23 protein-coding genes, 1 tRNA gene and 8 pseudogenes are annotated in these 24,830 nt (G+C 36.2%); 21 read left to right on the top strand and 11 right to left on the bottom strand.

The features are described from left to right. Positions 1-192 precede the first annotated feature (192 nt). Together ABWU71_RS04460 and ABWU71_RS04455 are read left to right on the top strand one after the other, a co-directional pair. A complete protein-coding gene (locus tag ABWU71_RS04460) occupies positions 193-1,032 on the top strand; it encodes a hypothetical protein (RefSeq protein ID WP_353284125.1) in 840 nt (279 codons plus the stop codon). Beyond that, a protein-coding gene (locus tag ABWU71_RS04455) for an IS630 family transposase (protein ID WP_353284124.1) occupies positions 1,005-1,864 on the top strand; the annotation gives its coding sequence in 2 pieces (ribosomal slippage) (positions 1,005-1,329 and positions 1,329-1,864; 861 coding nt in all). The genes ABWU71_RS04460 and ABWU71_RS04455 overlap by 28 nt, the downstream gene beginning before the upstream one ends. Positions 1,865-2,067: 203 nt before the next feature. Here ABWU71_RS04455 and ABWU71_RS04450 read toward each other — a convergent pair. After that, the gene (locus ABWU71_RS04450) at positions 2,068-2,583 is read right to left on the bottom strand and encodes a gamma carbonic anhydrase family protein (RefSeq protein ID WP_353284123.1); all 516 of its coding nucleotides are present in this window, start codon (positions 2,581-2,583) and stop codon (positions 2,068-2,070) included. A gap of 144 nt (positions 2,584-2,727) precedes the next feature. Between ABWU71_RS04450 and secG the strand changes: the two genes are divergently transcribed. The 5 genes from secG (at position 2,728) to ABWU71_RS04425 (ending at position 6,838) form a co-directional block, all read left to right on the top strand. After that, positions 2,728-3,048: a preprotein translocase subunit SecG gene (gene secG / locus ABWU71_RS04445; RefSeq protein WP_353284122.1), complete on the top strand. Its 321-nt coding sequence runs from the start codon at positions 2,728-2,730 to the stop codon at positions 3,046-3,048. Beyond that, a complete protein-coding gene (locus ABWU71_RS04440; protein ID WP_353284121.1) occupies positions 3,048-4,652 on the top strand; it encodes a CTP synthase in 1,605 nt (534 codons plus the stop codon). The genes secG and ABWU71_RS04440 overlap by 1 nt, the downstream gene beginning before the upstream one ends. Positions 4,653-4,677: 25 nt before the next feature. Beyond that, positions 4,678-5,094 (top strand): nucleoside deaminase, encoded by a 417-nt coding sequence (locus ABWU71_RS04435; RefSeq protein ID WP_353284901.1) that lies wholly within the window; start codon positions 4,678-4,680, stop codon positions 5,092-5,094. Between the two features lie 85 nt (positions 5,095-5,179). Continuing rightward, positions 5,180-5,972, top strand: a protein-coding gene (locus ABWU71_RS04430; protein ID WP_265023453.1) for an IS5 family transposase whose coding sequence is annotated in 2 segments (ribosomal slippage) — positions 5,180-5,443 and positions 5,445-5,972 — 792 coding nt in all. Because the reading frame shifts where the segments join, the coding sequence is not laid out codon by codon here. A gap of 73 nt (positions 5,973-6,045) precedes the next feature. Continuing rightward, a protein-coding gene (locus ABWU71_RS04425) for an IS5 family transposase (RefSeq protein WP_265023453.1) occupies positions 6,046-6,838 on the top strand; the annotation gives its coding sequence in 2 pieces (ribosomal slippage) (positions 6,046-6,309 and positions 6,311-6,838; 792 coding nt in all). A gap of 28 nt (positions 6,839-6,866) precedes the next feature. On the opposite strand, the gene ABWU71_RS04420 is transcribed toward ABWU71_RS04425, so the two are convergent. Continuing rightward, positions 6,867-8,069 (bottom strand): MFS transporter, encoded by a 1,203-nt coding sequence (locus ABWU71_RS04420; protein ID WP_410530617.1) that lies wholly within the window; start codon positions 8,067-8,069, stop codon positions 6,867-6,869. A gap of 286 nt (positions 8,070-8,355) precedes the next feature. Here ABWU71_RS04420 and ABWU71_RS04415 point away from each other — a divergent pair. Then, a pseudogene (locus ABWU71_RS04415) lies at positions 8,356-9,215 on the top strand (IS630 family transposase). 186 nt (positions 9,216-9,401) lie between these two features. Here the strand turns inward: ABWU71_RS04415 and tatC are convergent. Together tatC and ABWU71_RS04405 are read right to left on the bottom strand one after the other, a co-directional pair. Beyond that, positions 9,402-10,160 (bottom strand): twin-arginine translocase subunit TatC, encoded by a 759-nt coding sequence (gene tatC / locus ABWU71_RS04410; protein ID WP_353284119.1) that lies wholly within the window; start codon positions 10,158-10,160, stop codon positions 9,402-9,404. Next, a complete protein-coding gene (locus ABWU71_RS04405; RefSeq protein WP_353284118.1) occupies positions 10,157-11,254 on the bottom strand; it encodes a type I glyceraldehyde-3-phosphate dehydrogenase in 1,098 nt (365 codons plus the stop codon). Before ABWU71_RS04405 ends, tatC begins: the two co-directional genes overlap by 4 nt. A gap of 94 nt (positions 11,255-11,348) precedes the next feature. On the opposite strand from ABWU71_RS04405, the gene ABWU71_RS04400 reads away from it, so the two are divergent. Next, entirely contained in the window at positions 11,349-11,525 is a 177-nt protein-coding gene (locus ABWU71_RS04400; RefSeq protein ID WP_353284117.1) for a hypothetical protein, read from the top strand. On the opposite strand, the pseudogene ABWU71_RS04395 reads toward ABWU71_RS04400, so the two are convergent. Then, a pseudogene (locus ABWU71_RS04395) lies at positions 11,520-11,843 on the bottom strand (transposase); the annotation flags it as partial. The gene ABWU71_RS04400 and the pseudogene ABWU71_RS04395 sit on opposite strands and share 6 nt — an antisense overlap. Before the next feature lie 61 nt (positions 11,844-11,904). Here ABWU71_RS04395 and ABWU71_RS04390 point away from each other — a divergent pair. The 6 genes and pseudogenes from ABWU71_RS04390 to ABWU71_RS04370 all read left to right on the top strand — a co-directional run. Next, positions 11,905-12,210 (top strand): annotated as a pseudogene (locus ABWU71_RS04390) (IS630 transposase-related protein); the annotation flags it as partial. Between the two features lie 60 nt (positions 12,211-12,270). Beyond that, a protein-coding gene (locus ABWU71_RS04385; protein ID WP_353284116.1) for an IS5 family transposase occupies positions 12,271-13,063 on the top strand; the annotation gives its coding sequence in 2 pieces (ribosomal slippage) (positions 12,271-12,534 and positions 12,536-13,063; 792 coding nt in all). Position 13,064: 1 nt separating this feature from the next. Beyond that, positions 13,065-13,153, top strand: a pseudogene (locus tag ABWU71_RS08060) (IS630 family transposase); the annotation flags it as partial. A gap of 59 nt (positions 13,154-13,212) precedes the next feature. Continuing rightward, a protein-coding gene (locus ABWU71_RS04380) for an IS5 family transposase (protein ID WP_353284116.1) occupies positions 13,213-14,005 on the top strand; the annotation gives its coding sequence in 2 pieces (ribosomal slippage) (positions 13,213-13,476 and positions 13,478-14,005; 792 coding nt in all). Between the two features lie 73 nt (positions 14,006-14,078). Beyond that, a protein-coding gene (locus ABWU71_RS04375) for an IS5 family transposase (protein WP_265023453.1) occupies positions 14,079-14,871 on the top strand; the annotation gives its coding sequence in 2 pieces (ribosomal slippage) (positions 14,079-14,342 and positions 14,344-14,871; 792 coding nt in all). Between the two features lie 5 nt (positions 14,872-14,876). Next, a pseudogene (locus ABWU71_RS04370) lies at positions 14,877-15,362 on the top strand (IS630 family transposase); the annotation flags it as partial. A 27-nt stretch (positions 15,363-15,389) separates the two neighbouring features. On the opposite strand, the pseudogene ABWU71_RS04365 reads toward ABWU71_RS04370, so the two are convergent. The 6 genes and pseudogenes from ABWU71_RS04365 to ABWU71_RS04340 form a co-directional block, all read right to left on the bottom strand. Then, positions 15,390-15,843: pseudogene (locus ABWU71_RS04365) on the bottom strand (IS5 family transposase); the annotation flags it as partial. A 458-nt stretch (positions 15,844-16,301) separates the two neighbouring features. Further along, positions 16,302-16,457, bottom strand: a pseudogene (locus ABWU71_RS04360) (IS66 family transposase); the annotation flags it as partial. A 121-nt stretch (positions 16,458-16,578) separates the two neighbouring features. Then, positions 16,579-17,340 (bottom strand): annotated as a pseudogene (locus ABWU71_RS04355) (Rpn family recombination-promoting nuclease/putative transposase); the annotation flags it as partial. 196 nt (positions 17,341-17,536) lie between these two features. Continuing rightward, on the bottom strand, positions 17,537-19,348 hold the full coding sequence (gene glmS / locus ABWU71_RS04350) for a glutamine--fructose-6-phosphate transaminase (isomerizing) (RefSeq protein WP_353284900.1): 1,812 nt from the start codon (positions 19,346-19,348) through the stop codon (positions 17,537-17,539). Positions 19,349-19,372: 24 nt separating this feature from the next. After that, positions 19,373-19,816, bottom strand: a complete 444-nt coding sequence (yajC, locus tag ABWU71_RS04345) for a preprotein translocase subunit YajC (protein ID WP_353284115.1) — start codon at positions 19,814-19,816, stop codon at positions 19,373-19,375. A gap of 129 nt (positions 19,817-19,945) precedes the next feature. Further along, a tRNA-Asp gene (locus ABWU71_RS04340) sits at positions 19,946-20,022 on the bottom strand. Positions 20,023-20,214: 192 nt separating this feature from the next. Between ABWU71_RS04340 and rpsB the strand changes: the two genes are divergently transcribed. From rpsB to ABWU71_RS04305, 6 genes are all read left to right on the top strand, one after another. Beyond that, positions 20,215-21,063, top strand: a complete 849-nt coding sequence (gene rpsB, locus ABWU71_RS04335; protein WP_353284114.1) for a 30S ribosomal protein S2 — start codon at positions 20,215-20,217, stop codon at positions 21,061-21,063. Continuing rightward, on the top strand, positions 21,044-21,904 hold the full coding sequence (tsf, locus tag ABWU71_RS04330; RefSeq protein ID WP_353284113.1) for a translation elongation factor Ts: 861 nt from the start codon (positions 21,044-21,046) through the stop codon (positions 21,902-21,904). Before rpsB ends, tsf begins: the two co-directional genes overlap by 20 nt. A 10-nt stretch (positions 21,905-21,914) precedes the next feature. After that, positions 21,915-22,658 carry a UMP kinase gene (gene pyrH, locus ABWU71_RS04325; protein ID WP_353284112.1) on the top strand — a complete coding sequence of 248 codons (744 nt, stop codon included), beginning with the start codon at positions 21,915-21,917 and terminating at the stop codon, positions 22,656-22,658. Between the two features lie 7 nt (positions 22,659-22,665). Continuing rightward, a complete protein-coding gene (gene frr / locus ABWU71_RS04320) occupies positions 22,666-23,223 on the top strand; it encodes a ribosome recycling factor (protein WP_353284111.1) in 558 nt (185 codons plus the stop codon). 275 nt (positions 23,224-23,498) lie between these two features. Continuing rightward, positions 23,499-24,194 (top strand): polyprenyl diphosphate synthase, encoded by a 696-nt coding sequence (gene uppS, locus ABWU71_RS04310; protein WP_174515980.1) that lies wholly within the window; start codon positions 23,499-23,501, stop codon positions 24,192-24,194. Beyond that, positions 24,184-24,810: a phosphatidate cytidylyltransferase gene (locus tag ABWU71_RS04305; RefSeq protein ID WP_353284110.1), complete on the top strand. Its 627-nt coding sequence runs from the start codon at positions 24,184-24,186 to the stop codon at positions 24,808-24,810. Before uppS ends, ABWU71_RS04305 begins: the two co-directional genes overlap by 11 nt. Positions 24,811-24,830 lie beyond the last annotated feature (20 nt).

The raw sequence follows: 24,830 nt of genomic DNA, 5'->3' as shown, positions 1-24,830 counted from the left end.
TAAGTTAGCACAATTAAGCAAATACGGCTACGCCAAAATTTTACGAAAATAACACACTATGAAAAGTATTACTTGACGTTAAGTTTTAAAGGCATTACACTGCCTAAATATTATATTGAGGTTTAAATCATGCTTGCATCTTCAGCTCACAAACTAGGTAACGGAAAAGTTCCTGAAAAACAATCAGGAGGATTGAAACCTAAAATACAAGAATTAGAAAATGCAAATCAGAAAGTTCAGGCAGAATTAGAAACTGCAAAGGAAACAATTAAAGGATTAGACACTGCAAATCAGAAAGTTCAGCAGTTAGAGAAGGAAAAAACAGACTTAGAAAATGCAAATGAGAAAGCTAAAGACGAAGAAACAACATTAGAAGAGCAGTTAGAGAAGAAAGGCAAAGAATTAGAAACTGCAAAGAAAGAAGCTGAGGAGAAATTGAAACAAGAATTAGAAAAGGAAAAGGAAAAATTGAAAGCTAAAACACAAGAATTAGAAGCTGCAAAGAGAGAAGCTGAGAAGAAATTGAAACAAGAATTAGAAAAGGAAAAGGAAAAATTGAAAGCTAAAACACAAGAATTAGAAGCTGTAAAGGGAGAAGCTGAGAACAAACAGCAAGAATTACAAACTCAATCGACTCAAGCTAAAGACGAAAAAACAACATTAGAAGAGCAGTTAAAGAAGAAAGGCAAAGAATTAGAAACTGCACGGTACACTGCTATTGTTGGTATGAGTTCTACTGCTGGGTTGGTAGCATTTATTGCACTTAAATGTACAGTGAGATTAGATATTTGGGTAATGGTTGGTATAGCAGCAGTATCTGCAGCCGTAGTTGGTGGTATTACATATGCAGTATTACCTAGTACTCGAGTAGATGGAGCGGAAGCACAAGTAGTAGATGAAGTAGGTAGAGTTAACTCGGAAGTAGCCGACAATGGAATCTGGGAAACTTATAGCTCTTTTCGTAGAGGTGGTAGGATAAGGATAGACGATGATGAGGAGGTTGAGTGCCAGCAGTGTATAGTTATGACTTAAGGAAAAAAGCAATGGAAGCGCTAGAGGAGGGAGGAAGCAGAGAAACAGTGGCAGCAAGATTTAAAATTGGACGAACTACTTTATGGGAGTGGCAGCAAAGAAGAAAAGAAACAGGAGACTTTCAATCAAAAAAACTTGGAAATGGAGGTTACAATCACAAAATCACCGACTGGGATGCCTTTGCTAAATTTGCCAGAGAAAACGGAGGAAAGACTCTGTCGGAAATGGCTAAACTTTGGGGCAACGTTAGTATCCAAACGATCCACCGAGCTCTCAGAAAAATTGGATTTACGCGCGAAAAAAGACATATGGATACAAGGAAAGAAACGAAGAAAAACGTGCTGAATTCTTAAAAATTATAGCAACAAAAGAACCAGAAAACTTAGTTTATATAGATGAGTCTGGCATTGATAACACAGAGGACTATCCATATGGGTATTGCCAGAAAGGACGGCGGTTTTATGGCCTAAAATCTGGAAAGAAAACTCAACGAATCAGTATGGTTGCAGCCTTAAGTAGAAGAAAGATAGTTGCTCCATTAACCTTTGAAGGCCACTGTAATATGGATGTTTTTAATGGATGGTTTGAGCAATTTTTGACACCGATCTTGGAACCTGGACAGACTGTCATTCTTGACAATGCTACTTTTCATAAGTCTGGTAAGATTATCGAGCTTGCTAGAGGAGTTGGTGCAGAAATTTTGTATCTGCCGCCGTATTCTCCAGATTTCAACAAAATTGAGCATCATTGGTTTGCTATAAAAAACAGAGCTAGGAAAAACATTCCTCTATTCGAATCCTTTCGTCGTGCTGTTGATTCTGCCTTCCTATGACCTGTTCGGACTATTATGAGAAATGCTATAACTTTACACCAGGTAATAAGAACTGGATCCCAGTGTCTGGGCACTATCCTCCCTAGTGAATTCAAATTACAATGTTCGTAAAGTAAGCACTGACCACTTTTGCTTCAATATTTGCGATGTCCCTGAACAGATACTATTTTCCACTCTGCTGAACGGATACCTTGATGCGAACTTCAGTTTTTATATTCCTTCATTAGCATAATATAATTTTGTGCCGACTGCGCGATATGTTTAATTTCTTCATTCGACATTTTTTTGAAGAATTTTGCTGGTCTGCCAGCCCATATTTCACCACTTTTTATCACTTTTCCGTGTGTTACCAGTGAGCCAGCAGCTACCATAGCTTCAGGCTCCACAACTGCATGGTCCATCACGGTAGAGCCCGTACCAATAAACGCTTTATCATGCACCGTGCATGCGTGCAACACACAAAAATGTCCCACTGTTACCATACTGCCAATAATTGTGTCACCACCTGGGTTTCTATCCACATGAATTACCGTTCCATCTTGAATATTTGTTCCATCACCTATTTTTATTGATCCAACGTCCCCTCTGAGCACACAATTAAACCAGATGCTTGCATCTCTTCCTATTTCAACTTTGCCTATGATATGCGAACCACCTGCGATGAAAGCACTTTCGTCTATTTTTGGTTCATAATTTTTGTATTTTAAAATGTGATACATATTAAGCCTAAAGTCTTATGCATATGTTAATCAAAATAAGGTAAGCAGTAAATACATACTTAGATTTCAAACTACTTGGGTAACAGATGTTCTTGACTTACGTGCTTTGTACTGCTAAGATTTTTATTTTCAGCCCTATCTATAATGTCAGTAGCGGTATTAAGTATATTTCAAATAATATTGGTTGTTGTGTTAGTAATTTTAGTGCTTTTGCAGCCGCCTGGGAGTAGTTCGTTAAGTGGTTTTAGTAATACACAACAAGGAGTCAGTTCGATGATTCCGGTGAAATCTTCTGAAAACCCGCTCAGCAGAATAACAGCTATTGTTGCTGGATTGTTTATTATAAACACATTGCTATTGTCAGGATTATGTTCAAAAGACGTGCATAAAAAATCGATCGCAGAAAAAATTATATTAGAAAAAAAGCAAGAAAGTGAACCTACTTCTGTTCCATTTGAAAATTAATGAAGGAAGCTAAATTTATCTTTGTCACAGGTGGAGTTGTGTCATCGCTTGGTAAAGGCTTAGTTGCTTCGAGTGTTGGTGCGCTTCTTCAAGCTCACGGTTTTAAGATCCGTATCAGAAAACTTGACCCGTATCTCAACATTGATCCTGGAACAATGAACCCAACTCAGCACGGAGAGGTCTTTGTTACCGAGGATGGTGCTGAAACTGATTTGGATCTTGGGCATTATGAGCGTTTTACTGGAATTAAAGCAACAAAAGATGACAATATAACAACTGGTAAGATATATCATGAGTTATTGAAGAAAGAGAGGCGTGGTGATTATCTGGGCAAAACTGTGCAAGTCATTCCTCATGTGACAGATTTAATCAAATCGTTTATTTTTAATGGTACGGAAGGTTTAGATTTTGTAATATGTGAAATAGGCGGAACTGTAGGTGACATTGAAAGCCAACCATTTTTGGAGGCTATACGTCAAGTTAACTACACATTAGGAAAACAAAGAGTTATCCTTATTCACTTAACTTTAATACCATATCTTACCGCAGCGCAAGAATTAAAGACAAAACCAACGCAGCATTCAGTTCGAGAGTTAAATTCCGCGGGATTACAACCAGATATTATATTATGCCGCAGTGAGAAAGAAATTTTCGATAATCAAAGAGAGAAAATAGCTAAGCTTTGCAATGTTTCTTTATCCAATGTGATACCTGCTCCTGATGTGAGTCATATATATGGGTTACCGGTGTTGTATAGCCAATGTGGGCTTGATACGCAAATTTTGGAGCACTTTCATTTAAGTAAGCCAAGACCAAGCTTGACTGAATGGGATCAAATAGTGCATTCCATAAGGCACCCAACACAGGAAGTTACTGTGTCTATAGTGGGAAAATACACCGAATTCCCTGATGCGTATAAATCACTAGTTGAAGCATTAAATCATGGTGCGATTAGTAATAAAGTCAAAGTAAGGATAAATTGGGTTAACTCAAGAGAGAAGGAAGAAAAACCTATAAATGAAAAACTTATAGGAAAGAAATTACAGAATTCTCATGCAATCCTTGTCCCAGGGGGGTTTGGTGATGACGGAGTAGAGGGTAAAATATTAGCAATAAATTATGCCCGTACAAATAATATCCCATTTTTCGGAATTTGCCTTGGTATGCAGCTTGCAATTATTGAATTTGCTCGTAATGTTGTTAAGCTTGAAGATGTACACTCTGAAGAATTTCGTAACTGTAAACATCCAATCGTTAAGTTAGCTGGCGATCAAGATGACGATCTTGGTGGAACCATGAGACTTGGAGCATACAAATGTAATATAAATGCAAACTCTAAAATGATGGATGCATATAGTAACACTACTATTTCAGAAAGACACAGGCATAGGTACATAATCAATTCAGATTATAAAGATGATTTGGAAAAAAATGGACTGCTATGCAGTGGCACATCAGAAGATGGAACATGTATAGAGGCAGTGGAGTTAGAGAGTCATCCGTGGTTTATTGGTGTGCAGTTTCATCCAGAGTTTCAATCAAAGCCGTTTTCTCCTCATCCTCTTTTCGTGTCGTTCGTTAAAGCAGCAATTGATAAGAAATAAGTGCCTAGTGTTCAAGTATCAATATATGGAGCTTGCCATAGAGCAAGCCAAACTCGCTCAAAAAAATGATGAGGTGCCAATAGGTGCTGTAATAGTTAGTGGAAGCAATATCGTTTCTTCTGCACACAATATATCCAGCGATCCAACTGCGCATGCAGAGATGTTAGCAATCAAGCAGGCATGTAAGTTGCTCTCAACTTCAACGCTTTATGATGCTGATATGTACGTAACATTAGAACCATGTCCGATGTGTGCTCAAGCTATTTCCTTTGCCAGAATTAAACGATTGTACTTTGGGGCTTACAATCCCAAAGGTGGAGGAATTGAAAATGGTGCTAAGATATTTCAATTTTGCAGCCATATACCAGAAGTTTATGGTGGGATATTAGAAATAGAATGCTCTTTTTTGTTAAAGGATTTTTTTGAGAAACTAAGGACCTAATTTAGGTTACGGTATAAATCTAAGAACCTGTACATGATCTCAAGAAAGGAATAAACTAAGAGATAATATATATAAGTTAGGATATATGAGGAGTTTATACCCAAGTGATATAAGTCGGGAAAGATTTGAGATTATGTTACCAGATCTAGAGTCCTGTAGAAAAAAAACAAAACCAAGGAAACTTGATTTGTATGATGTATTTTGTGGAGTGTTATACGTTCTGAAAAGCGGTTGTCAGTGGAGAATGCTACCAAAAGAGTTTCCAAAATGGCGCAATTGTTACGACTATTTTAAGAAGTGGAGTGAAAAACCAGATGCAGATAAAGAAAGTGTTCTGGAGCTGGTGTTAAAAAAAAATAGTTGGCGTGGTCCGACAAAACAATGGTCGGAAAGAAAAAACCAGCTTCTGCATAATTGATGCACAGAGTGTAAAAAATGCAGATACTGCTGAAGAAAAAGGCTATGATGCAGGCAAAAAGATTTCAGGAATAAAACGCCATATTGCAGTAGATACGCAAGGTTTGCCCCATGCAATTTATATAACAACAGCAGAGATAACTGACCGTAGCAGTGCTGTGAGAATGGTCGAAAATGCAAAAGAAAACCTCTCGGGAGTTAAAAATGTACTGGTTGATGCAGGCTATACTGGAGAGAATTTTGCAACTCAAATAAAAACGATTATTGGTGCAACCGTTGAAGTGATAAAAAGAAATGAATTACATTCCTTTGTTGTATTGCCCAAAAGATGGGTTGTGGAGCGATCTTTTGCTTGGTTAGAAAAATGTAGAAGATTGTGGAAAAATTGTGAGCGAAAACTCAATACTAGCCTACAAATGGTCGTTCTGGCTTTCACTGCCTTACTTCTGAAAAGATTATGAACAGGCTCTAAGAACCTGTACATGATCTCAAGAAAGGAATAAACTAAGAGATAATATATATAAGTTAGGATATATGAGGAGTTTATACCCAAGTGATATAAGTCGGGAAAGATTTGAGATTATGTTACCAGATCTAGAGTCCTGTAGAAAAAAAACAAAACCAAGGAAACTTGATTTGTATGATGTATTTTGTGGAGTGTTATACGTTCTGAAAAGCGGTTGTCAGTGGAGAATGCTACCAAAAGAGTTTCCAAAATGGCGCAATTGTTACGACTATTTTAAGAAGTGGAGTGAAAAACCAGATGCAGATAAAGAAAGTGTTCTGGAGCTGGTGTTAAAAAAAAATAGTTGGCGTGGTCCGACAAAACAATGGTCGGAAAGAAAAAACCAGCTTCTGCATAATTGATGCACAGAGTGTAAAAAATGCAGATACTGCTGAAGAAAAAGGCTATGATGCAGGCAAAAAGATTTCAGGAATAAAACGCCATATTGCAGTAGATACGCAAGGTTTGCCCCATGCAATTTATATAACAACAGCAGAGATAACTGACCGTAGCAGTGCTGTGAGAATGGTCGAAAATGCAAAAGAAAACCTCTCGGGAGTTAAAAATGTACTGGTTGATGCAGGCTATACTGGAGAGAATTTTGCAACTCAAATAAAAACGATTATTGGTGCAACCGTTGAAGTGATAAAAAGAAATGAATTACATTCCTTTGTTGTATTGCCCAAAAGATGGGTTGTGGAGCGATCTTTTGCTTGGTTAGAAAAATGTAGAAGATTGTGGAAAAATTGTGAGCGAAAACTCAATACTAGCCTACAAATGGTCGTTCTGGCTTTCACTGCCTTACTTCTGAAAAGATTATGAACAGGCTCTAAGAGAAAACTGAGAACTTTCACAAATCAAAATTTTTATCTTGCGGTTTTATTTGCAATATTGCTACCACACTGATCAATAAGCAGAAGACTATATAAAGCCCAGCAGCAAGGTTTGTTTGAGGAAATGTTACAGTCAACCAAATACAAACCATAGGAGTAAATCCTCCATGTAACGCATAAGAGATATTGCGTGATAAGCTCACACCACTAAATCTAACATTGGTGGGAAAGAGTTCAGATGCAACTATTCCTATGGGAACTATACCCCTTTCTATTATAGAGAGAACCATTACGCTCAACGCAATCACAAGATAATTTTTGTAGTAATATGCAATAGATAACGCAGGACAACACAGTGCCATTGTAATTGCTATAAATAAGATTGCAGTGCGCTCTTTTCCAACTTTATCAGCCAACATTCCAAACGCTATTGAAGATATCGGCATTAATATACTGGTTATAATCAATACAATTTCGTTAATATATGTTGTTACATAAACATCCACTGATGCTATTTCCTTTGCGAGTGTTCGAAGAAATATGGTAAATCCAACAGCAACATTAACAGGTACAGATATTAAAATAGCAAGTATAAGAGCTCTCTTGTGGCGCTTTATAAGCTCTATTATTGGCAAATCAGGTAAATTTCTTTGTTTTCGATTTTTTTCATATGCTGGAGTTTCTCCCAATGTGTATATGCTATACGCGCTAATTAATCCTAAAATAGCTGAGAAAATAAATGGCAATCTCCAACCCCAGGTACAAAAATCAGTAGTTTTTTTGCAGATAATCACTATCACCGCAGAAAGCAAGACGCCAATGGAGCGGCCAAAACCCATTATTCCAAAATACATCCCTAAGTTCTCTTTCCTACTGGATAAATGCTCTATAAGATAAACAGAACTTCCTTGTTCACCACCAAGTGCAATTCCTTGTGTTATATGGATTGCAAGAAGCAATATAGTAGAAATTATACCTACTTGATTGTGAATTGGAATAAATGCAATGAGACTCGATGGTATCGATATTAGCAAGATAGTAATTATTAATGCTATCCTCCTTCCATACCTGTCACCAACGTGACCAAATATGAATGCACCAAGTGGCCTTACAATTGCACCTAGCCCTACAATTCCAAATAATTGCAGTATGTTACTGTAGACATCTTTTGCAAAACAAAACTCTCTGCTGATTATGTTAATCAAATCAATAAAGAGCATGTAGTCATACCATATTGCGATTCTGCAGAGTATGGTTGATATCAACACCCTTGTTTGCACTAAATTCAATTCGTAAATGTTTGCTTATTCTATTCTGGCTGCTTTTTGGGATTTTACAACCTAAACATATGGAGTTGACTTTTTTATTATGGTGTGTGATAATTGCAGTGTTATTAAGTTTAGTGGTAAAGTTATAATGAATATAGCTTATTTAGCAGCACTTATAGCTCTTTTCATAGAAGTCCGGATGTGATAAGGTAAGGATAGACGATGATAAGGAGGTTGAGTGCCAGCAGCATATAGTTATGACTTAAGGAAAAAAGCAATGGAAGCGCTAGAGGAGGGAGGAAGCAGAGAAACAGTGGCAGCAAGATTTAAAATTGGACGAACTACTTTATGGGAGTGGCAGCAAAGAAGAAAAGAAACAGGAGACTTTCAATCAAAAAAACTTGGAAATGGAGGTTACAATCACAAAATCACCGACTGGGATGCCTTTGCTAAATTTGCCAGAGAAAACGGAGGAAAGACTCTGTAGGAAATGGCTAAACTTTGGGGCAACGTTAGTATCCAAACGATCCACCGAGCTCTCAGAAAAATTGGATTTACGCGCAAAAAAAGACATATGGATACAAGGAAAGAAACGAAGAAAAACGTGCTGAATTCTTAAAAATTATAGCAACAAAAGAACCAGAAAACTTAGTTTATATAGATGAGTCTGGCATTGATAACACAGAGGACTATCCATATGGGTATTGCCAGAAAGGACAGCGGTTTTATGGCCTAAAATCTAGGAAGAAAACTCAACGAATCAGTATGGTTGCAGCCTTAAGTAGAAGAAAGATAGTTGCTCCATTAACCTTTGAAGGCCACTGTAATATGGATGTTTTTAATGGATGGTTTGAGCAATTTTTGACACCGATCTTGGAACCTGGACAGACTGTCATTCTTGACAATGCTACTTTTCATAAGTCTGGTAAGATTATCGAGCTTGCTAGAGGAGTTGGTGCGGAAATTTTGTATCTGCCGCCGTATTCTCCAGATTTCAACAAAATTGAGCATCATTGGTTTGCTATAAAAAACAGAGCTAGGAAAAACATTCCTCTATTCGAATCCTTTCGTCGTGCTGTTGATTCTGCCTTCCTATGACCTGTTCGGACTATTATGAGAAATGCTATAACTATCTCGCCTACATTTAAAGCATCCAGTCTCTGATTTCCTATTTTGAATTGACGTTCTAGATCGTTAGCATATATAGGATAGGAATTATCACACACATTCAAACAAGAAAAAGGTGCTCGTGCTCGAAAAAGAACGTTACAAATACATATTTATTCAATCCTTTGCCTTCTTCTCAATATACCTACATATCAGAATGGACAATTCATATAAAATCAGCATAGGTATTGCAAGCCCTACTTGGCTTAATACATCAGGTGGAGTTAAGATTGCAGCAATAATAAAAATTACCACTATCGCGATTCTACGTTTATTTGACAAACTTTGTGTAGTGAGTAACCCTACTCTCACCATCAATGTGAGTATTACTGGAATTTGAAATGCAGTGCCAAATGCAAACATAAATTGAAGAACGAGGTCTAAATATTCGCTAACTGATGGCATAAACTCTATCGGTATATCGAAGGATTTACCACTGTGTTCGAAGTTGATAAAAAACTTCCAGGCTAAAGGAAATATATAGTAATAGACTACAGTAGCTCCCGTTACAAATAAAACCGGTGTTGCAATTAAGTATGGCAACAACACTGCCCTTTCACTTTTATATAACCCAGGTGCTAAGAACATATAGAATTGCCATGCAAACACAGGAAAAGAGAGCAAAAGTGCACTCATCATTGCAACTCTAAGATACACAAAAAATGCCTCTGTTAAGTCTGTGTAAATTAAAGAAAAACCTTCGCTATCTTTTGTTGCTTCTATTAAAGGTGCGAGTAAAAAACGGTATATATTTTCCTTAAAGTAGTAACAAAAACCAAAAGCAACGCAAAAAAATAGAAAGCAAAAGATAACTCTTTTTCTGAGTTCCGCAAAGTGCTCACAAAATGAAGCATACTTGTTTGGGTTTCCATTCATACTTTACTATGGCTCAATAATGCTATGTCTAACATTCTCAGCGAAAAAGCCCACTCATTGTCATACCACGCTGCAACCCTGCATATATCACCTGTAACATATGTACCAGTTAAATCCACAATTGCACTATAAGGGTTATGCACAAAATCTATTGAGACTAAAGGTTCCACGCATATAGAAAGTACATTTGACATTGGAGAACCCTCTGTCATCCTAGTACCCTCTGATGTCATCCGAGTAGCTGACACTGGGATCCAGAAATTAGATTCCAGCGTCACGCGCTGGAATGACGTAGAGGAGAGAGCTGCATCCTTAAATATTTCATTGATTTCTTCAACGGTCGCTTTCTTATCAGTCGTAAATTTAAAATCAACCATAGAAACATTGCTAACTGGAACTCTGACGGCAGTGCCATCTAGCTTTCCTTTTAATTCAGGGATGACAGAACCAATTGTTTTTGCTGCCCCGGTTGTAGTTGGTACCATAGATAATCCGCAAGCCCTTGCTCTACGCAAATCTTTATGATTACCATCAAGAACATTTTGATCATTCGTGTAGGCATGTATAGTAGTCATAAAACCGCTTTTTATACCTAAACTGGAGTGTAGGACTTTCACAATCGGAGCAAGGCAATTTGTAGTGCAAGAACCTGCTGATATCACTTTATGCTCTTTTTCGAGCATATCGTTATTCACACCATAAACTATAGTGACATCAGCGTCTGGAACTGGAGCAGAGACAATTACTTTCTCTGCATTGTGCCTTATTGCTTCTTCACGTTTGTTGAATGCACCAGTACATTCAAGTATTACATCAACATTCCAAGGAATATTTTCAGGGCTCCGTTCTCTATATAAAGAAAACTTTTTGCCATTTATAGAAATCCAATTTTGAGACTCATTAAAATCAATATCACCACTGAATTTGCCATGAACAGAATCATATTTAATCAAATGTGCATGCTGCTTTGCACTGAGCGATCCATTCACAGCTACAACTTCTATTTGTTTGCTATATTCTTCTATTTCGAAAATAGCACGCAATACGCCTCTGCCTATTCTACCCAGACCATTAATTCCTACACGAATCGTCATCTCTTCATTCAAAAAATTTAATTATAGAGAATTATCTTGATTAAAACTATAACATCATGTAGTAGCAACATTTAAACTTTAATAGGAGCTAATTATGAGTATAAAAGAATTGCAACAAAAGCTGCTCGCAATAATTTCAAGTATAGTTATAGAAAACAATGACGAAGCTATAAAAACTAATCGAGAAAGAGCGCTAGAGGTTATCAATGAATTAAGAGATCATATTAATAATGATATAGGAATTGATGATAATCTTAGAGCCTGTTCATAATCTTTTCAGAAGTAAGGCAGTGAAAGCCAGAACGACCATTTGTAGGCTAGTATTGAGTTTTCGCTCACAATTTTTCCACAATCTTCTACATTTTTCTAACCAAGCAAAAGATCGCTCCACAACCCATCTTTTGGGCAATACAACAAAGGAATGTAATTCATTTCTTTTTATCACTTCAACGGTTGCACCAATAATCGTTTTTATTTGAGTTGCAAAATTCTCTCCAGTATAGCCTGCATCAACCAGTACATTTTTAACTCCCGAGAGGTTTTCTTTTGCATTTTCGACCATTCTCACAGCACTGCTACGGTCAGTTATAGCTCTTTTCATAGAAGTCCGGATGTGATAAGATAAGGATAGACGATGATAAGGAGGTTGAGTGCCAGCAGCATATAGTTATGACTTAAGGAAAAAAGCAATGGAAGCGCTAGAGGAGGGAGGAAGCAGAGAAACAGTGGCAGCAAGATTTAAAATTGGACGAACTACTTTATGGGAGTGGCAGCAAAGAAGAAAAGAAACAGGAGACTTTCAATCAAAAAAACTTGGAAATGGAGGTTACAATCACAAAATTACCGACTGGGATGCCTTTGCTAAATTTGCCAGAGAAAACGGAGGAAAGACTCTGTCGGAAATGGCTAAACTTTGGGGCAACGTTAGTATCCAAACGATCCACCGAGCTCTCAGAACCTGTACATGATCTCAAGAAAGGAATAAACTAAGAGATAATATATATAAGTTAGGATATATGAGGAGTTTATACCCAAGTGATATAAGTCGGGAAAGATTTGAGATTATGTTACCAGATCTAGAGTCCTGTAGAAAAAAAACAAAACCAAGGAAACTTGATTTGTATGATGTATTTTGTGGAGTGTTATACGTTCTGAAAAGCGGTTGTCAGTGGAGAATGCTACCAAAAGAGTTTCCAAAATGGCGCAATTGTTACGACTATTTTAAGAAGTGGAGTGAAAAACCAGATGCAGATAAAGAAAGTGTTCTGGAGCTGGTGTTAAAAAAAAATAGTTGGCGTGGTCCGACAAAACAATGGTCGGAAAGAAAAAACCAGCTTCTACATAATTGATGCACAGAGTGTAAAAAATGCAGATACTGCTGAAGAAAAAGGCTATGATGCAGGCAAAAAGATTTCAGGAATAAAACGCCATATTGCAGTAGATACGCAAGGTTTGCCCCATGCAATTTATATAACAACAGCAGAGATAACTGACCGTAGCAGTGCTGTGAGAATGGTCGAAAATGCAAAAGAAAACCTCTCGGGAGTTAAAAATGTACTGGTTGATGCAGGCTATAATGGAGAGAATTTTGCAACTCAAATAAAAACGATTATTGGTGCAACCGTTGAAGTGATAAAAAGAAATGAATTACATTCCTTTGTTGTATTGCCCAAAAGATGGGTTGTGGAGCGATCTTTTGCTTGGTTAGAAAAATGTAGAAGATTGTGGAAAAATTGTGAGCGAAAACTCAATACTAGCCTACAAATGGTCGTTCTGGCTTTCACTGCCTTACTTCTGAAAAGATTATGAACAGGCTCTCAGAAAAATTGGATTTACGCGCAAAAAAAGACATATGGATACAAGGAAAGAAACGAAGAAAAACGTGCTGAATTCTTAGAACCTGTACATGATCTCAAGAAAGGAATAAACTAAGAGATAATATATATAAGTTAGGATATATGAGGAGTTTATACCCAAGTGATATAAGTCGGGAAAGATTTGAGATTATGTTACCAGATCTAGAGTCCTGTAGAAAAAAAACAAAACCAAGGAAACTTGATTTGTATGATGTATTTTGTGGAGTGTTATACGTTCTGAAAAGCGGTTGTCAGTGGAGAATGCTACCAAAAGAGTTTCCAAAATGGCGCAATTGTTACGACTATTTTAAGAAGTGGAGTGAAAAACCAGATGCAGATAAAGAAAGTGTTCTGGAGCTGGTGTTAAAAAAAAATAGTTGGCGTGGTCCGACAAAACAATGGTCGGAAAGAAAAAACCAGCTTCTACATAATTGATGCACAGAGTGTAAAAAATGCAGATACTGCTGAAGAAAAAGGCTATGATGCAGGCAAAAAGATTTCAGGAATAAAACGCCATATTGCAGTAGATACGCAAGGTTTGCCCCATGCAATTTATATAACAACAGCAGAGATAACTGACCGTAGCAGTGCTGTGAGAATGGTCGAAAATGCAAAAGAAAACCTCTCGGGAGTTAAAAATGTACTGGTTGATGCAGGCTATAATGGAGAGAATTTTGCAACTCAAATAAAAACGATTATTGGTGCAACCGTTGAAGTGATAAAAAGAAATGAATTACATTCCTTTGTTGTATTGCCCAAAAGATGGGTTGTGGAGCGATCTTTTGCTTGGTTAGAAAAATGTAGAAGATTGTGGAAAAATTGTGAGCGAAAACTCAATACTAGCCTACAAATGGTCGTTCTGGCTTTCACTGCCTTACTTCTGAAAAGATTATGAACAGGCTCTTAGAACCTGTACATGATCTCAAGAAAGGAATAAACTAAGAGATAATATATATAAGTTAGGATATATGAGGAGTTTATACCCAAGTGATATAAGTCGGGAAAGATTTGAGATTATGTTACCAGATCTAGAGTCCTGTAGAAAAAAAACAAAACCAAGGAAACTTGATTTGTATGATGTATTTTGTGGAGTGTTATACGTTCTGAAAAGCGGTTGTCAGTGGAGAATGCTACCAAAAGAGTTTCCAAAATGGCGCAATTGTTACGACTATTTTAAGAAGTGGAGTGAAAAACCAGATGCAGATAAAGAAAGTGTTCTGGAGCTGGTGTTAAAAAAAAATAGTTGGCGTGGTCCGACAAAACAATGGTCGGAAAGAAAAAACCAGCTTCTGCATAATTGATGCACAGAGTGTAAAAAATGCAGATACTGCTGAAGAAAAAGGCTATGATGCAGGCAAAAAGATTTCAGGAATAAAACGCCATATTGCAGTAGATACGCAAGGTTTGCCCCATGCAATTTATATAACAACAGCAGAGATAACTGACCGTAGCAGTGCTGTGAGAATGGTCGAAAATGCAAAAGAAAACCTCTCGGGAGTTAAAAATGTACTGGTTGATGCAGGCTATACTGGAGAGAATTTTGCAACTCAAATAAAAACGATTATTGGTGCAACCGTTGAAGTGATAAAAAGAAATGAATTACATTCCTTTGTTGTATTGCCCAAAAGATGGGTTGTGGAGCGATCTTTTGCTTGGTTAGAAAAATGTAGAAGATTGTGGAAAAATTGTGAGCGAAAACTCAATACTAGCCTACAAATGGTCGTTCTGGCTTTCACTGCCTTACTTCTGAAAAGATTATGAACAGGCTCTTAAAAATTATAGCAACAAAAGAACCAGAAAACTTAGTTTATATAGATGAGTCTGGCATTGATAACACAGAGGACTATCCATATGGGTATTGCCAGAAAGGACAGCGTTTTTATGGCCTAAAATCTGGAAAGAAAACTCAACGAATCAGTATGGTTGCAGCCTTAAGTAGAAGAAAGATAGTTGCTCCATTAACCTTTGAAGGCCACTGTAATATGGATGTTTTTAATGGATGGTTTGAGCAATTTTTGACACCGATCTTGGAACCTGGACAGACTGTCATTCTTGACAATGCTACTTTTCATAAGTCTGGTAAGATTATCGAGCTTGCTAGAGGAGTTGGTGCAGAAATTTTGTATCTGCCGCCGTATTCTCCAGATTTCAACAAAATTGAGCATCATTGGTTTGCTATAAAAAACAGAGCTAGGAAAAACATTCCTCTATTCGAATCCTTTCGTCGTGCTGTTGATTCTGCCTTCCTATGACCTGTTCGGACTATTATAAGAAATGCTATAAATTGCATGGGGCAAACCTTGCGTATCTACTGCAATATGGCGTTTTATTCCTGAAATCTTTTTGCCTGCATCATAGCCTTTTTCTTCAGCAGTATCTGCATTTTTTACACTCTGTGCATCAATTATGCAGAAGCTGGTTTTTTCTTTCCGACCATTGTTTTGTCGGACCACGCCAACTATTTTTTTTTAACACCAGCTCCAGAACACTTTCTTTATCTGCATCTGGTTTTTCACTCCACTTCTTAAAATAGTCGTAACAATTGCGCCATTTTGGAAACTCTTTTGGTAGCATTCTCCACTGACAACCGCTTTTCAGAACGTATAACACTCCACAAAATACATCATACAAATCAAGTTTCCTTGGTTTTGTTTTTTTTCTACAGGACTCTAGATCTGGTAACATAATCTCAAATCTTTCCCGACTTATATCACTTGGGTATAAACTCCTCATATATCCTAACTTATATATATTATCTCTTAGTTTATTCCTTTCTTGAGATCATGTACAGGTTCTAAGGAGATATTGAAACTGAACAAAGAATTAATTGAGCGCAGTACAGAATTTGCCAATAATACAGAAAAGCTTTCAGTAGAGGCAAAAGAAAAAGACAGGAAAATAAATAGTTTAACATGGTTAAATGAAGCATTAGAACAAGATAAAAAGGAAATGGATGCTAAGAATGCAGAACTAGAAAGAGTAAGAAGTATTGCAATATCGTCTATTGGAGAGTGTACAAAAACACTTGATGAAAATTTGAAATTAAAAAATCAACAGATTGAAAGTTCAACAACTGAACATGGACAACAAAATGCGAAAGAAAAGTCAAGAAATGGGAATGTTCAAAAAGGACAAACAAAGGTTCAAAAGCCAGATGCAGAGAGTTGTATGGGCACAGTTTCAAAAATCACTAACCCGAGTCTTTCCTTTAATTCAGCGTTCTCTATCTTTAAAGCCTTGTTCTCTGCCTTTAGACTTTCATTCTCTCTTTCCAGCCTTTCTATTTTTGCTTCTAACTTTTCTATTTTTTGCTGTAAATTTTTGCAAAGTTCCAAAAGGGTTACCATATTAACTCACTTTTGCTCTATGATTATCTTTTTAGATCACCTTGTCTACCTTATTCTACCACTCCGCTGAACGGATACGGTTTTTAGCCACTGCTATTTTAGCTTTCATTTCACCTTTTTATTCGCCGATTTTGATGCCTTTTTCAGTAGCATCATCAAGTTTTTGAGCGAGGATGCCTTCTTCTTTCCGTAGATCCATTATTCTTTCTTCATATGCTATTAGATCTTTTTCATTCCAGCTAAACCTGTCTAATTCATCGTAGGCTAACTTTATTATTGGTGCTTTTTCTGCTATTTTCCTTAAGTCTTCTTCCGTAGTTTCATCTGCATATTTGAAGAAAAATAACCAACGATCCACTATGCTTTCTAGCTGTTCTTCCTTATTCTTAGGAAATTTAGGTAGTTCAATAAATACAAATTGAAAATCTTTTAAGTCATGCTCATTGGTTTTCTCATCTCTTATAGTGTGGCTGGATATATAATCAAGCTTATCAGGAAATAAATTACAATTAGAGATAGCAATAAAGAAAACCTTCTTTAAATCAATGTACTTACCAGATTTATCAGCTTGCCTTGAGTAAGTCTTAGCAGCATATAGTTGAGCTCGTTTTTCGAAGCCTTTATCGCGAGTGAGTTGCATTTCAATCACATACCTAGCCCCACTAGAATCCCTGCAAAGAACATCAACTATACTTTGCTTATCAGATGCAATTTCAGGATCCATTATAGTACTGAGGAATTCCACTTCTTGTATAGTATTTATCTCGGTAAATCCTAAAATATCATTCAAAAAATGTATGAGAATATTCTTATTTTTTTCAGTGCCAAATATTTTTTTGAAGGTTAAATCCAGCTTAGGGTCGAGAAACTTAGATAAAGCCATAGCCAAAGTGCTTAAAAATATTAATAATTATACACTATTATTAACAATTATTCAACCATATTTTTGAAGATAGCAATTTTCTGTATTTACTTTAAATTGAAGAAAGCTCAAATGAAAGATCGTGCTTTGCTAAAAAAAAATCACAGAATGCAGTCTGGTTACCTTAATTAGAAGTTTAGCTTTAACTTTAAATGGACTACTCAACCGTGACAGACTTAGCTAAATTTCTTGGACAATCGGCATCTAACCCTTTTTTTGCTGCAGTAAAGTAAGCAAGGAATTGCATAGCAACACTGTAGATGATTGGAGAGATAAAATTATCAGTGTCTGGAAGTTGCACCACATCTGCGCAAACTCCCCTTAGGAATGGCGCTCCTTGCTTATCACTGAAGGCAATTACTTTGCCTTTTCTTGCAATAATCTCTTGTATATTAGATAGCGTTTTAAAGAATAAATCATCATAAGGGATAATTGCTATAACAAGCACAGTAGAGTCTATTAAAGCAATAGAACCATGCTTCATTTCTCCCGCTGCAATACCAGTTGTATTGATGTATGAAAGCTCTTTTATCTTCAATGCGCCTTCCATTGCAACTCCGTATGAACTTCCTCTGCCGATTAAAATAACGTTATTGTGTTCTAATATACTGCCCGATATATGTTGTATTTTCATCACATTCAAAACGTGCTCAACATACTCGGGAATAGAATTGATAGCACTGCTTAGCTGTTTTATTCTCTCTCCACTCAGTATACCTTTTATTTTTCCAAGCTCCACAGCAAAGCATGCTAAAGTTGCAAGTTGCGCAGAAAAGGTTTTTGTTGAAGCAACACCAATTTCTTGCCCAGCAAGAGTATGTAACACAATATCTGAGATCTTTTCAATGCTGCTGCTAAATGTATTAGTTATACTTATGATTGTTTGCTTCTGTGATTTCGCATAACGCAGCGCTTCTATGGTATCTGCAGTTTCGCCAGATTGAGAGATAAATAACCCAATGCTGCCTTCTTCCAGCTTGACGTTGCTATACCTAAATTCTGATGAGATTTCTAGATATACCAGAACTTGAGCGACACTTTCCAGCCAATACTTTGCTATTAGCCCAGCAAAATAAGATGACCCGCATCCAACTATAGTAATGTAACTCAGCTCAGAAAACAATTTTTTGTTAACCTCTTTATACTGCTTGTAAAATTGATTTATTGTTTTGTTTAATGCACGCGGTTGCTCAAAAATCTCTTTTAACATGAAGCTAGGGTAACCATTTTTGCTAATTAGAAAATCACTTGGACTACTATTTTCTATACTGCGTTTAACTTGTGTACCATTGTTGTATATACTAACTCCACTAGATTTTATTACTGCAATGTCATCATCTTCCAAATGCGATATTCTTTCCACAAATGCACTTAAAGCATTAGAGTCAGATGCAGCAAACACTGTGTTACAGTTATAACCTATTGCTAAAGGCAAATTTCTCTTCGCAACAAATAAGGCGTCTGGATATTCTGCAAATAATAAGACCAAGGCAAATGAGCCATGTAAGTTGTTTAAACACTTAAATAGAGAATCAACTGGCGACAATCCTTCATCAAGATATAAGGTTAGCATGTTTGGTATGATCTCTGTGTCAGTGTCAGTATGGAATGACATTCCCCTTTCTTCTAGAACCTTTTTTAGCAGATTGTAATTCTCAATTATGCCGTTATGAGCAACAACAACATTATTTGTACGAATGGGGTGAGCATTTTTAAGGCCTGGGACTCCATGTGTAGCCCAGCGAGTATGTGCTATACCAACTGTACTGTGAGACATCTTGCTGTCATCAACAACTTCACATAACCTTTCGACTTTACCTTCTGATTTTTTGACTTCTATCTCGCCTCCGTTATTTATGATTGCTATACCTGAAGAGTCATACCCCCTATATTCCAATTTTTGCAACCCAGTGAGTAAAGTTGGTATTACTGAATCACCGCTACTTACTACACCAAATATTCCGCACACAACCAAATGAACCTTTTTTTAGAGTTATGAGGCATTTTTACCTTTATCGTCTTTTCCCTTTATACTTTCCTCTGGTTGATTTTTATTGTTTCTATCATTTTTTTCGATTTTGCCTTTTTCAATTGGTTTAGCTGCCACTTTTTGAGTTTCTTTGTTTAAAACTTCAGATATAGCAGACTTTAGGATTTTTACTTCAACTTTTGGTGCTATTTCTATTATAAATTGTGCATTTGCCTCATCAACTTTATTAACTTCACCTATTATTCCACCAGAAGTAATGACTGTATCACCACGTTTTATTTGATCTATCATCTTTCTATGTTCTTTTAGTTTTTTTTGTTGTGGGCGAATAATGAGAAAATAAAATACCACAAATATTAAAATCAATGGAATAAAACTAGTAAAAGATGCGCTGATACTTGATGCATTGCTAGTTGCATCTGCTGCAAAAACTTCAGAAATGAACATATTTAATCCTAATTGTTAACGATAAAAATAAACCTATTTAAGTATTAATTGCAATACCATACCATGTCAAGTTTGATGGAAGCATTTCTCAATACTGGTTGCGAATTTTAAATTATGCTAAAACTAATATGGCGGGAGTGATGAGACTTGAACTCACGACCTCATGCGTGACAGGCATGCGCTCTAACCAACTGAGCTACACCCCCCCTAATTTCTTTTTAGCGTTTTCGGGCTTCAACTTTAAAGCTAATAAACATGTTGCCCTTTGTCAATATTTTTTGTTTGCGCTTTGCTGTCTTTTCTATTACTATGTAAATAATTTAATTTCACACATGGCTTGTACAAGTAGTCCCGTTAGGGTTATGCCATGGAAGATAAACTATTTGGAGGAATGATATATGACAAATTTGCCTAAAGTCACTGTGCGTGATTTAGCTGAATCTGGTGTACATTTTGGTCACAAAATTAGTCGCTGGAACGCAAAAATGGCTCCATATATATATGGAGTGCATCAAGAAAATCTTATACATATAATTGATTTGCGAAAAACACTACCATTGCTACAGGTGGCCATGAAGGCTTTATATGACGTTGCATTTCAAGGTGGTCGCATTCTATTTGTTGGTACAAAGTTTCAAGCTTTTGATATTATTGCAAATGAAGCGATTCGTTGTGGTCAATATTATGTGAATCATCGTTGGCTTGGTGGTATGCTTACTAATTGGGGCACTGTTTCTTCTTCAATAAAAACCTTGATGCAATATGAGAAAATATTAAATGACGAGGATAGCATTTTAACAAAGAAAGAATTGGGAAACATTGAAAAGAAAAAGCAAAAGCTTGATAAGGCGCTTGGCGGTATTAGAGAAATGGGAGCAATTCCTGATATCTTATTCATCATTGATACTAATAAAGAGCATATAGCGGTTAAGGAAGCTAAGAAGTTAGGAATTCCAATAGTTGCAATACTTGATACTAATTCTGATCCAGATGGTATTACTTATCTAATACCTGGAAATGATGACTCAAGAAAATCAATAGAGCTCTATTGTAAATTAGCTACCGACTCTATATTAGCTGGAATAGAGTCTAGTCTAGCAAAATCTGGAGTTAAGATTGATGATATAAGGGGTGATGAGTTTATTCAAGAAAAAGAAGACGGTATTGTGCAAACTAAAAGGAGACGTAGTAAAGTTTACAAAGAAGAAGAAAGGGAGGTAGTAACAAATGAAGATGAATCCAGATGATATAAGAGAATTACGTGATAGAACAGGGCTTGGCTTGAGTAACTGTAAAAAAGCATTGGAAGAATGTGATGGTGACATCAAGAAGGCTGTTGATAAGTTACGTACAATAGGTCTTGCTAAAGCTGACAAAAAATCTGATAGAATAGCTTCAGATGGACTCGTTGCTATGTGTTTGACTGAAAATTATGGTGCATTGGTTGAACTCAATTGCGAAACAGATTTTGTTGCAAGGAATGAGAAATTTATAGAGTTAGTTTCAAATTTAGCATCAATTGCTCATCAAGAACGCTGTACTAGCGTTGATGAGTTAAAAAATGCCAAGTATGAAAGCATTGGCACAGTGCAGGAAGCTATTATGAATGGTACATCAGTTCTTGGTGAGAAGCTAGAGTTAAGCAAGCTTTGTTACTTAGAAGCTAAGGATGGAGTTATTGCTGGCTACGTACATGGTGATGTGTGCGGCTTAGGTAAGATTGGTGCTTTAATTGCATTGCAATCATCTGGTGATAAGGCGAAGCTACGAGAGATTGGGAAACAAATAGCTATGCATGTAGTTGCTATGAAGCCTGAAGCTTTGTCTATAGATGATTTAGATCAAATGAAGTTGAAAAATGAACGTTCTATAATTGAAGAGCAAGTGAGGGGCTTAAATAAACCTGAAGAAGTAGCAAAAAAAATAGTAGATGGACGAATGGCTAAGTACTATGAAGAAGTTGTTTTACTAGAACAAAAGTTCATAAAGGATGATAAAATGAAGGTTTCTGATTTTATAAAATCAAGCGAGGTGAGTGCTATTAAGTTATCTAATTACAAGTTACTTGTTTTGGGTGGTGCAAACTAAATGGTAAAAAATGTTTCCCTCAACAAATGAAAAAAGCGAAATAAAATATTCCAGAGTGTTATTTAAAATCTCTGGTGAAGCTTTAATGGGGTCACAGTCTTTTGGCTATGATATGGGAATAATAAGCCAATTGTGCAAAGATATAGCTGATATTAACAGGCTTGGAGTTCAGGTATGTATTGTTGGTGGTGGTGGTAATATCTTTCGTGGCACATCTGCGTCTTTAAGTGGCTGTGAAAGAGCAAGTAGTGATTATATTGGAATGCTTGCAACTATAATCAATGCTTTAATTTTACAAAACTTTTTAGAAAAAAATTTAATAGCTTCTAGGGTATTATCTGCAATACCCATGGCCACTGTATGTGAACCTTACATAAGAAGGAAAGCTATTCGTCATTTAGAAAAAGGTAGAGTGGTAATTTTTGCAGCAGGCACAGGCAACCCATTTTTTACTACAGATACAGCTGCAGCCTTACGTGCTGTTGAAATGAATTGTGATGTTATTCTAAAGGGTACGCAAGTAAATGGTGTATACTCCGCTGATCCGAAAAAAAATGAGGATGCTGTAATGTATGATAGGCTTTCTTACACGGATTTATTGACTCGTGATTTAAAAGTTATGGATGCATCAGCAATTTCACTTGCTCGTGAGAATTCTATTCCAATTATAGTTTTTTCTTTGAAGGAAGAAAAAATAGTTAATATTATTAAGGGTCAAGGTACTTATACTATAGTTTCAGATTGTAAACAGTAGGTAATTTATGTTAAATGAAATAAAAGCTAAAACAAAAGAAAGAATGCTAAAAACTATTCAGTCCTTTCATGATGATATTAAAGGCGTACGCACTGGTAGAGCTAGCGCATCGTTGCTTGATGGTATAGTTGTAAATATCTATGGTGGACATCAAAAGTTAAATCAGGTTGCAGGTGTTTCGGTTATAGATAACAAAACCCTATCAATTAAAGTTTGGGATATTAATGTTGTCGGTGAAGTGAAAAATGCTATATTAAATGCCAACTTGAATTTAAATCCTGTTGTTGAGGGCAATACCATACGTATAGCTCTTCCGGATTTAACACGAGAAACCCGTGAAAAATTAGTGAAATTATTGCATCAGTTTGCTGAAAATGCACGGATTGCCATTAGAAATATACGTAGAGATATTATGGAAGAAACAGAAAAAATGAAGGAAAATAAAGAAATCTCAGAAGATGATTTTCATGGTGCTAAAAAGGAAATACAAAATATTACTGATGATAATATAAAAAAGATTGATGGTGAATTGTCCATCAAAGAAAAGGATATACTGAATCACTAAATGATATGGAGAAAGCTTACATAGCAAATGATGTCATTCCAGTGTTTGACACTGGAATCCAGTCTTTACTATACAACTATCTGATGCACTTGTTTGAAATCAAATTTCCTGGATCCCAGTGTCGGAGCACTGGGATGACACCAATTTTGCATTCAAGTATCAACTATTGGTGTCACTACAGTAACTCTCTTCCTGTCATGCAAGTAGCTGACACCTTCCAGGTGTCCATTGAAATCCAAAAAATTTCACTCAAGTCAAAATTAGGTGAACTTTAAATGTTGAATCAAGAATCTTTACCGAAACATTTAGCAATTATTATGGATGGTAATGGTAGATGGGCGAACAATCAAGGAAGGGTCAAAATTGATGGTTATAAAAAGGGCAGTGAAGTTGCATACGATATTGCCAAGTATTGTACGGACTTAACCATACCCTACTTAACTTTGTATGCATTCTCTATGGAAAATTGGCTTAGACCCAAAAACGAAACTGACTGTCTATTTGATTTATTTTACTCTGTCTTAACTAATGAAGATAAAGTCAATTTCATTTGCAACTGTAACATTAAGTTGAATTTTATTGGCAATTTAAGTCTGTTATCCAGTAAAATATTGGATCAAATTAAAAAAGCAGAAGAAATGACACATAAGAACGATGGTTTATTACTCACTGTGGCAGTCAGTTACGGAGCAAAGCAAGAAATTACACAAGCTATAAGCAATATTATAAAAGAAAATATTGCTTATGTATCAGAAGAGGAATTTGAAAAATTTCTATATACTAAAGATTTGCCGAAATTGGATTTATTAATTCGCACTGGTGGCGAAAAAAGGTTAAGCAACTTTTTATTATGGCAAGCAGCTTATGCTGAATTGTATTTTTGTGATACTTTATGGCCTGATTTTTCTTGTCAAGATTTGAGTAAAGCATTAGAAGATTATACAAAAAGAGAGAAAAAATATGGTAGATAATAATTTTATAATTAGAATGTTGTCCTCAATAGTAATATTGCTCATATTTTCCTTTGCTACATATTTCAGTGATTTATCGTTTTACCTGTTGATTTTTTCAATAGCAGTTTTATCTTCTTTTGAATGGTATAATCTAACCCAAGGAAACAAAATTTTATACGTTTTTGCATTATTATTGATTGCACTACCAAGCGCCTCATTAATATATTTATATAATCTACCACAGGGAAAATACGCATTAGTATGGTTCGTCTTAACCATTTGGGGAATTGACATTACTGCCTACCTATTTGGTAAGAATTTTGGTGGAGCTAAAATTTGCCCAATTCTTAGCCCTGGAAAAACTTGGACAGGACTTCTTGGTGCGATTTTAGCTGGAGTAGTGTGCACAATTTTTGGATCAATATTTTTTGGTCTATTTTCAATTTTTTATTCTCCAATCATTGGCCTTGCAATTGCTATTCTAGCGCAACTTGGCGATTTCACTGAGTCGCTTGTTAAAAGAGCTTACGGTGTTAAAGATAGTGGAAGTATGATACCTGGCCATGGAGGAGTGCTCGACCGTATGGACAGCTTCATTTTTACTGCCCCTCTTATTGCTATTTACATAAGCTAAGTCTGCAGAAGAAATAAAGT

Origin of the sequence: Wolbachia endosymbiont (group A) of Lasioglossum fulvicorne (genome assembly GCF_964028605.1) — a bacterium.
In the GTDB taxonomy this organism is placed as follows: Bacteria; Pseudomonadota; Alphaproteobacteria; order Rickettsiales; family Anaplasmataceae; genus Wolbachia.
Note: the sequence above shows the minus strand (reverse complement) of the source record. Positions and strands in the feature narration are given on the sequence as shown.